Source organism: Campylobacter concisus (genome assembly GCF_001891085.1).
GTDB classification, from domain to species: domain Bacteria; phylum Campylobacterota; class Campylobacteria; order Campylobacterales; family Campylobacteraceae; genus Campylobacter_A; species Campylobacter_A concisus_O.
Genome location: NZ_JXUP01000024.1, coordinates 1 through 884 on the forward strand (window position 1 = coordinate 1; position 884 = coordinate 884).

Annotated in this window: 1 protein-coding gene; it reads right to left on the minus strand. The window is 33.4% G+C overall.

What is annotated here, in order from left to right:
• Nucleotides 1-291 (minus strand): hypothetical protein (locus tag TH67_RS10155; RefSeq protein ID WP_072595455.1); only part of this gene is annotated, 291 nt, incomplete at its 3' end.
• Between the last annotated feature and the right edge of the window lie 593 nt (nucleotides 292-884).

The following is an 884-nucleotide window of genomic DNA, read 5'->3' on the forward strand; positions in this document are numbered from 1 at the left end:
ATCTAATTTTCCAAGTAAAATCAGAAAGGAAAATTTTGAAACATATAACTTTGTTTTAACGTGTGGAACAGTTACCATAGTAGAAATTCTACCAGTCGCAGTCTTAACACCAACGATCACATTTTTACGATTAAGTGGATCAGGTGTTGAAGCTAAAGCAGTGCCACCATCGCCAAAGACTGAATAACTTTCAACTTTGCCAGCTAAAAGCGGAAGTAAAGCATCTTCATCACTACCACTAGAAAAAGTAAGACTTTTTGCATAAAGTCCGTCTATTGTTTGTCTTAACATTTTTTTATCCTTTCTTTTGTCATTCGACTTTTTTTAAATTTGCTTGTTTTTGTTAAAACGTTTTAAACAAGAGAATATTAAGCAAAAAAGAGAAAGTTAAATAATTAAGGTTAGATTAAGGACGCTTCAGCACGCTCAAAACGCTTTCGCGTTTTTCGTCCGCGTAGTGTTTGCGTGGCGATAGCTAGCAAAAAGACATAATTATAAGTTTTAAGATATTCGAGCAATCGCAGAAACTATCGCCACAACGCAAACAAAAAACAACTAAAGAAGATAAAAAGATCGAGAAAGAAAAAAGATAATAAAAAGAGAATAAACTAAAAGGGGAGAAAAGAAAACACGGCACACACCGCAGAGCGGTGGGGCGCCGTGTTTGGGGGGGGACAATATCTATCAAGAAGAACACAGAAAAAAAATTTAAAATTTTATCAAAGAACAAGGGATACGTGAAACTTTATTATAGCGGATAGTTTTGAGTAAATTTTTATTTGATCCATAAAATTTAACTTCTAAAGAGCCTTTAGAGTGTAAAAATGCTTCAACTCATCATAATTACAAATTATAATTAAACGTTTTCAGCTTCAGCCAATTTT